The organism is Atopobium sp., assembly GCF_034113385.1.
Taxonomy (GTDB): Bacteria; Actinomycetota; Coriobacteriia; order Coriobacteriales; family Atopobiaceae; genus Atopobium.
The window spans coordinates 21865-29729 of sequence record NZ_JAXEXL010000017.1 but is presented as its reverse complement, the minus strand read 5'-3'; the positions used below and the strand labels follow the sequence as shown (position 1 = coordinate 29729).

7 protein-coding genes are annotated in these 7865 nt (G+C 45.7%); 2 read left to right on the top strand and 5 right to left on the bottom strand.

From position 1 onward, the window contains the following. Window positions 1–108: 108 nt before the first annotated feature. Both purN and SPD80_RS05945 read left to right on the top strand, forming a co-directional pair. A complete protein-coding gene (gene purN, locus SPD80_RS05950; protein ID WP_320604091.1) occupies window positions 109–729 on the top strand; it encodes a phosphoribosylglycinamide formyltransferase in 621 nt (206 codons plus the stop codon). A 41-nt stretch (window positions 730–770) separates the two neighbouring features. Next, entirely contained in the window at window positions 771–2894 is a 2124-nt protein-coding gene (locus SPD80_RS05945; RefSeq protein ID WP_320828930.1) for a L,D-transpeptidase family protein, read from the top strand. Window positions 2895–2973: 79 nt separating this feature from the next. Here the strand turns inward: SPD80_RS05945 and SPD80_RS05940 are convergent, their stop codons facing one another. The 5 genes from SPD80_RS05940 to SPD80_RS05920 form a co-directional block, all read right to left on the bottom strand. After that, window positions 2974–3417, bottom strand: coding sequence for a GNAT family N-acetyltransferase (locus SPD80_RS05940; RefSeq protein WP_320604087.1), 444 nt, complete (start codon window positions 3415–3417; stop codon window positions 2974–2976). Between the two features lie 96 nt (window positions 3418–3513). Then, window positions 3514–4017, bottom strand: a complete 504-nt coding sequence (locus tag SPD80_RS05935) for an isoprenylcysteine carboxylmethyltransferase family protein (RefSeq protein WP_320604085.1) — start codon at window positions 4015–4017, stop codon at window positions 3514–3516. After that, window positions 4010–4417, bottom strand: coding sequence for a YbaN family protein (locus SPD80_RS05930; RefSeq protein WP_320604083.1), 408 nt, complete (start codon window positions 4415–4417; stop codon window positions 4010–4012). Before SPD80_RS05930 ends, SPD80_RS05935 begins: the two co-directional genes overlap by 8 nt. 34 nt (window positions 4418–4451) lie before the next feature. Further along, window positions 4452–6110, bottom strand: a complete 1659-nt coding sequence (locus tag SPD80_RS05925) for an ABC transporter ATP-binding protein (RefSeq protein WP_320828928.1) — start codon at window positions 6108–6110, stop codon at window positions 4452–4454. Continuing rightward, on the bottom strand, window positions 6111–7841 hold the full coding sequence (locus tag SPD80_RS05920) for an ABC transporter ATP-binding protein/permease (RefSeq protein ID WP_320828926.1): 1731 nt from the start codon (window positions 7839–7841) through the stop codon (window positions 6111–6113). Window positions 7842–7865 lie beyond the last annotated feature (24 nt).

The window sequence follows — 7865 nt, the reverse complement described above, 5'->3', positions numbered from 1 at the left end:
ATGTGCTGCTCAGGATGTTGATGAGGTATGTGGAGCACTGTCCGAGCAAGGTTTTGATCCCTTTATTATGGGTGAGTGTGTAGAGGGCACGGGCAAGGTGGTCTATCGATGAGTATAAAGCTTGGCGTATTACTTTCTGGTAGCGGAACCAACCTCCAGGCTATTATCGACGCCATCCAGAGTGGTGCGCTTGATGCGAGTGTGGAAATTGTTATTTCTTCTCGACCAAGCGCCTATGGCTTGGTGCGTGCTCAAAAAGCTGGCTTGCAAACCATGACGCTTTCCAAAGAGGTGTATGATGACCCGCTGGTAGCGGATGCCTTAATTGCAGCAGAGCTTAAAAAGTATGACGTCGATTATGTGGTTATGGCTGGGTACATGCGCATGGTTCATGCACCTATTTTGGATACCTTTCCCAACCGTGTAGTTAATTTGCATCCCGCGCTGCTGCCTAGCTTTCGCGGGGCGCATGCTATCCAAGATGCGTATGACAGTGGCGTAAAAGTAACAGGTGTGACGGTGCATTTTGCAGACAGTCGTTACGATTGCGGTCCCATTATTGCTCAGCAGGCTGTGCCTGTATATGAGGACGAGACAATCGAGGAGCTTGAAGCACGTATACATAAAACAGAGCATATGTTGTATCCTGCAACGCTCCAATTGCTTGCAGAGAACCGTGTGCGTGTTCAAGATGCGGGAACAGTAAAGATTTTGCCAGCGCGTAAATAAGATAAGGGCATCCTCTCACCTATAAGAAATGGATGTATGCAATGAAGAGGTTTTCTTTAAGCAAACAGTACTTCTTACCCCTTGTCTTGAGTTTGGGGGTTGTTTGTAGTTGTGTGCCCGCATCTGCTTGGGCTACCGAGCCAACACAGATACCATCAGACGAGCAAATAACTACAAACAATCAAGCTGCTACAGACCAAGCAAACAACACTGCTCAAGAGCAAGCACCATCGCAAGATGCTCAAAACCAGACACCTATTTCTGGTTGGCAAAACAAAGATGGCAAGCTTTTTTACTACCACGAAGATGGCAGCCTTCATACAGGGTGGCTTGCCTACAACAATTGCTGGTATTGGGCAGATCCTTCTTCTGGGCAAATGGCTACAGGGTGGCGCTATCTTAACAAGGTTTGGTATTGGTTTTCTCCAGATGGCATCATGGCACATGAGCGTACCTTTACTGAGGGTAAATGGTCTGACTTTGACGCTTTCGGTGCTTGGAAGGGATACGCTTCTGGCTGGGACCAAAGAGAGGGACATTGGTATTGGTTAGAGAGTGGAACAAGATTCTCAGGGTGGAAATATATCAACAACAAATGGTATTGGATGGATAAAGAAGGCATTTGCCTACAAGACCAAATCCGTGAGATTGCTGGTAGTTGGTATGCCTTTAGCTCTTCTGGAGCAATGGGACAAAATGGCTGGTGTGTAGCAGATAGGTCTTGGTGTTTGGCCTCAAGCTCAGGTGCTCTTAAGAGTGGCTGGCAATCTGTTGCAGGTGCGTGGTATTGGATACATCCTGGCACACAGCGCATGCACACGGGATACCTTGGTCTAACAGATAAAGCCTACTATTTTAAGCCCTCAGGTGAAATGGCACTTGGTTGGGTGTATGACCAACCACAGCAGTGCTGGTATTACGCACAGCCTACTTCCTCAAATGGCTCTTTGCTTTGTGGCTGGCAAAAGCTTGGTGGCAAGTGGTATTGGCTCGATTCTGCCAACCACAAGATGCATACTGGCTGGCTTGATCTGGGCGAGGCAAGCTATTACCTAGAAGACTCAGGAGCAATGGCTTCTTTGTGTTGGAAACAAAGAGATGCTCAAAGCTGCTGGCTTGATGGTTCTGGGCGCGTTGCTGTTATACAACAACAAGACCAGATTCGCTTTGCCAATGGTGATGTCCCACAAGATGGACTGGTCAAGCTAGGAGATAGTTGGTTTTATCTTGTTGGTGGTTCCGTCCAATATGGCCCCCAAACCATTAACGGCAAAACACATCTTTTTGATGCCACAACTGGCAAAGCTGTGTGTGGTTGGAAGTCGTCAGAAGATGGACACAGCTATTACTACTCAGAAAAAGGAGAGTCACGCACTGGGTGGATACAAGATAAAGGTGCTTGGTATTACCTGAGCTCTGAAAACAAACTACTTACAGGCTGGCAGCAGCTTAATGGCAAGTGGTACTACTTTAATCCTCAAAATAAAAAGATGCACACCGGCTGGCTTTCCCACAACAACCACTGGTATTGGTTGGATGCCTCGGGGGCAAGAGTAAGTGGATGGATGCAAGATAAGGGTGCCTGGTATTACTTAGATGCTGAAGGCAAAATGCTTACAGGTTGGCAGCAGCTTGATGGTAAGTGGTATTACCTTAATCCTCAAAGCGGAAAAATGCATACCGGTTGGATTTTTGACGGCAAAGCGTATTATTTCTTAGCAAATGACGGCCATTGGATTAAGGCCAACGCCCAGTACTACGATATGTTTACGGCAGCACAAGGCTATTCCAGCGCAACAAATTATCTTATCTGCGTTGATACTTCTGGCTGTCGCGTGGCTGTGTACTACGGTCAGCATAATAATTGGAGCCCTATACGAGAGTTTATTTGTAGCCCAGGAAAGGCTTCAACACCTACGATTAAGGGTGAGTTTAGTGTTCAGTCTAAGGGCTATGTGTTTGGACATGGCTATAGCTGCTATTACTACACACAGTTCTATGGCAATTACCTGTTCCACTCTGTTCTTTACAATCAGGGAACATTTACGGTTCAGGACGGTAGACTTGGACAACATCTTTCTCATGGTTGTGTGCGTCTTGCCATTGAGAACGCAAAATGGATTTATGACTATGTGCCTATGGGATCAAGGGTTGTAGTGTGGTAGGTCTATAGCTCGATTAGTAGTGCAGAAAAACAGCTTGGCCAAAAATGGCCAAGCTGTTTTTGTCACAAGTTGAGAATTGTTAGGTAAGCTTCATATACAAAAGTGGATACGGATTTCCCTCTTCATCAAAATCAGTTCGTTTATAGGTCTCAAATCCCATATGTTTATAAAACCCAACAGCCTGTATATTCTGTTCGTTAACCGTGACTTCACAGAGGGCGTGCCTTTGAATACCGTAGTGGAGCAGCTGCTTACCAATTCCACTTCCTCGTGCTTCTGGTGCAATAAACAGCATCTCTAAGCGGCCGTTTTCTATACCCATAAAAGCAACTGGTTCGTTAGGATTGATTTCATAGATTACTAAGTGTTTTACGGCTTCCAAAGCTTGTGGTACATACGTTTTGATGTTCTTTACTTCTGCATCAGAAAGAAACAGGTGTGTTGCCCGAACAGAACGTTCCCAAATATCTAAAAGCGCTGCATATACGCGTGAATCTCTATCTTGTACTTCGTATATGTTCATGGCCTACTCATTTCTGTACTCATGCACGATTAGTTATGCATGCTTATGTTGGCATATCTGTGGTTTGCAATACTACAACATAGTCTGCTGTGCAGCCTATCGTGCTGTTGGAAACCATGGAATGCAGCGATTAACCTGCTTACAGTAAGCCGTATATTCCTGTCCATATAGGTCGCGTAACCATTGTTCCTCTGTCTGTTTTAGCAAGAGCGTAAGAAACAGCCAATAGACAAGAGGAAGGAAAAAGAAGAATACGTTGCCTATAACGAGTACTATACCTGTGCAAAGTATCATAAAAGCCGAGTAAATAGGGTTGCGTACCCATGCATAAATGCCTGTTGTAATCAGACGATTTTCTCTAATGCCATCTGTAACCTTTGCCACAATGACTGCCTGTATCCACATATATATCCCAAGCGCAATCAAGGCTATGCCCATCATGTCAAATGGAACTTGCAAAAAAGCAATCTTACCAGCGGTACAAAACGGAAGATTTTGGCAAAAGAATGCAACTACGGTAAGACCAACAATAACTGCCGTATAAAGAGGGCCAGGACCATAAAGGGGTAAATGGTCTTTTGTGTTGCTTTGTTTACTCATCGTGATTTTCTTCCTTAGACTTTGCTGAGATTGTCTTGATGCGGAAGGCAAAACAGTAAACATGCGCAAGCCAGATGACGGCAAGAATACTGCAGGGCAGCCAGAGCCCTTTTTTGGCCATCATAAAGAAGCCAAATCCCATAAGAAGCGTCACCAGTATCATGATGCTAATTTTTGTTTGTAGAGTCATACCTTTGCCACGGACAAAGGAAGCAAGGTGTTTCTCGTAGAGCTTTGTTCCAAGAAACCAGGTATGCAGCCGCTCAGAGCTATGGGCAAAGAAAAACACCGTTAATAGATAAAACGGAACTGTTGGCAAAATGGGAAGAAATACACCGATAGTTCCCAGTGCAAGGCAAAGGCATCCCGCTGTCACAAAAAGAGCCTGTTTAATCTTCATCGTGTGTATATCCTTTATGTTGTGTCAGCATCTGTTATGAAACCCTTCCGCTATCCATGGAAATTACTGTGCCTGCAATGCGCATGGTGCTCTTGCGATGAGATACAAGTGCGATAGTTTTGTCTTGTGCCTCTTCATGCAAAGTGCGAAGAATAATTGCCTCGTTAAGACTGTCCAGATTGCTGGTTGGCTCATCAAGCAGCATAAATGGCGCGTTGTGTAAAAACGCCCTTGCCAGTCCAATCCGCTGTCGTTCTCCACCAGATAGGGTTTCTCCCAGCTCTCCTACTTGTGTCTCATAACCATTGGGCAGCGTCATAATAAAATCGTGCAGCGCAGCCTTTTTACAAGCAGCTATTACTTCTTCATCGCTGGCGGAACGTTTTGCTATTCGGATGTTATTTGCAATAGTGTCCATAAAAAGGTGCGTATCTTGCGTCATATAGCTTTCCATATCGCGCAAGTTTGTTGTATTGATTTTCTCGACGCTTGTGCCAGAAATATCCACCGAGCCACTGCTTGTTTTCCAAAACCGCATAAGAAGCTTCATCATGGTTGATTTACCGCAGCCAGACTTGCCAACCACACCAATAATCTGGTTGTGCGGGAATGAAATGGACAGATGATCTAAGACGCTCTTTCCGTCATATGAAAACGATACGTCACAAAGCTTTGCACCAGAAAATGCAACCGTACTCTTTCCTGTTATATCTTCCGTTTCTGGTGTCTCATCCAATAGGGCCAGCACGCGCGAGGCAGCTGCTACCGTAGACTGCAGGGTAGTGCCCAGGTTTGCCAGCGCAATAACAGGTCCAAAAGAGGACATCAGCGCAATAAGCGGGACAAGAAAACCGTCAAATCCTACAACACCATTTACATAAAGGCTGCCGGACAATACCAACATTGCTATATCAAAGAGCAGGATTAATGTGTTTGCTAACGCTACATTGGTGCCCGTAAGACGGTTGAGAATACCCTGACGTTTGCTTAACGCATCTGTCTTTTGGTTCATGGACGTCAGCCGCTGTTCTTTGCACCCATACTGGATTGTCTCGTTAAGACTTCTGATATTTTCCAGCATATAAGCTGCTAACTCTCCCGATTGCGCGCGCAACTCATCTCCCAGCGTCCCGCTGCGCTTTGAAATAACTATAGGAAGTGCAACACCAACACATAAAAAGGCAATGAGTGCTAGCACACCAAGACTCCAATGGAAGGAGCCAATATACAGGCACATAATCCCTGATGTGAGCGCTGCAATGCATATCGGTGAAATAGTATGGGCATAGAAGACCTCCAAAAGTTCCACGTCGGAGGTAATAAGGCTAATAAGGTCACCCTTGTCTTTTCCTTCTAACTTGGCGGGGCAGAGCCGCCTGAGCGCCTGAAATACAAGATCTCTAATGATTGCAAGAAGCGTAAAGGCGATGTAATGATTTGTTCGCTGTTCTATGAGGCGAAATACTGCTCGCAGAAGCGCGCAGCTAATCAAAAGCGCCCAAATTGTCGTAATAGGAGCAAAGATATGCTGCCCAAGTCCATAGAGCATGGCATATCCACCAAGAATGGGAATAGATTGTGCAGCAAGAAATCCCAGTGTTCCCATAAGAATAGCAAGTAGCATCCAGCCAGTAAGAGGCCTGACAAGACCCACCATCCTAAAAAGAACCTTTGCTTTTGAGGTGCGAGGCATTTACATCGCCTCCTTTCCATACTGCTCCAGCGTCTCTTGCGTTTGCCATAGTGCGGCATAGCTACCGTTTTGGTTAAGAAGCTCAGTGTGTGTTCCCTGCTCAACCACGTTGCCATGGCTCATACAATAAATGTGGTCTGCCGAGATAACGTTTGCAAGGCGATGAGAAATCATAATGATTGTCTTGTGTCCAGCCATGTGACAAATCTCGTTTACAATTGCCTCTTCGCTCTCCATATCGATGTTGCTGGTAGCTTCATCAAAGATATACACAGGCGTATCGTGCAAAATTGCCCTCGCAAGCGCCAGGCGCTGCCTCTGTCCACCCGATAAATTGGAGGCATTTTCAAGAAGCTGTGTTTGCAGGCCATCTTGTTCACAAAGAAAAGCATCAAGCTGGCAATCGTGAAGCACCTGCCACATGCGCTTCTCATCCTCATGGTGCATTGCAAGCGCTAGGTTTTCTCGCACCGTTCCTTTAAAAAACACGCTGCCAAAGCCCACATAGGTTATGGTGTCCATCAGGCTGTTGTCGGAGATGGTATCCAGCGGTTTTCCATCTATGTGTATCTTTCCAGAGTTGGGGTGATACCTTCCCATAAGAAGATGGGCAATGGTTGATTTGCCGCTGCCTGACTCGCCAACAATTCCGATAAACCCATGCTCTGGAATATCCATAGTAATGTTGTGCAGCACTTCTCGCTTGGCATCGTAAGAGAAGTGCACGTTTCTAAGGGAAATATGCTTGCCACAGACCGTTTCAGTTTTTTGCGGGGGCTCTTCTTCGTCGAGAAACGCAAAGATTTTGTCACTTGCTGCCATGCCGTTCATTGCTATATGGAAGTAGCTGCCGAGCCTTCTCATGGGCAGGAAAAACTCCGCCGATAGCAGAATCATGGCTATGCAGCTTTCTAGGGAAAGAGCACCATTGATAAACGCTTGAGTTGTGAGAATGATGCCCAGAGCCGCTCCTCCGTACGCTATAAAGTCCATGATAATAATGGAGTTAAGCTGCATGGTTAGCACGGCCATGGTTGCTTTGCGGAAGTGTTCTGACTCGGCGTTCATCTGTTTATTTTTCCAGGCATCCGCTTGGTAAGTTTTTAGTGTTGTCATGCCCTGTAGGTTTTCAAGAAAGGTGCTACCAAGCTGCGCATATTGATTCCAGTAGCTATGGAAGAGCTTCTTTGCAATCTTTTGTACCATCATGATGGCACCTGGGATTAGTGGCACACACACAAGCAATACAGCGCCAACGGTCCAGCTTCCACAAAGACCAAACAGGAAAAAGAGTGTAATTGGTGCCAGAAATGCATAGATAAACTGCGGAACGTACAGCCCAAAATAGCTTTCAAGCTGTTCTACACCCTCTACACTTTCCTGTACCAATTCTGCGGTGTTTACCCTGCTTTGCCAAGTTGCTCCAAGGGCAAAAAGCTTTTTGTAGATCTTCTCGCGAAGAATCTTTTTAACGCTGCGCGATGCGAGGTAGCTCATTCTTGTGGCTAGCTTTGTTATGAAATATCGTGCAGCAATGATGCATAGGATGATACCTGCAAGGATAAGGAGTTCTTGCGCGCCCCAGAAGTGCGCATATATGTTTTGGATGGCGTGTGCAATTACATAAATCATTGCTGCATTGAGCAAAAGTTCCGCCCACTGGAAGATGATATTTCCAGCGATGTATCGTTTGCTTTCTGAGCAGACGTGCAGTAAGCGCTTATCAAACATGCTTTCTGTCCTCATTGTTACAAA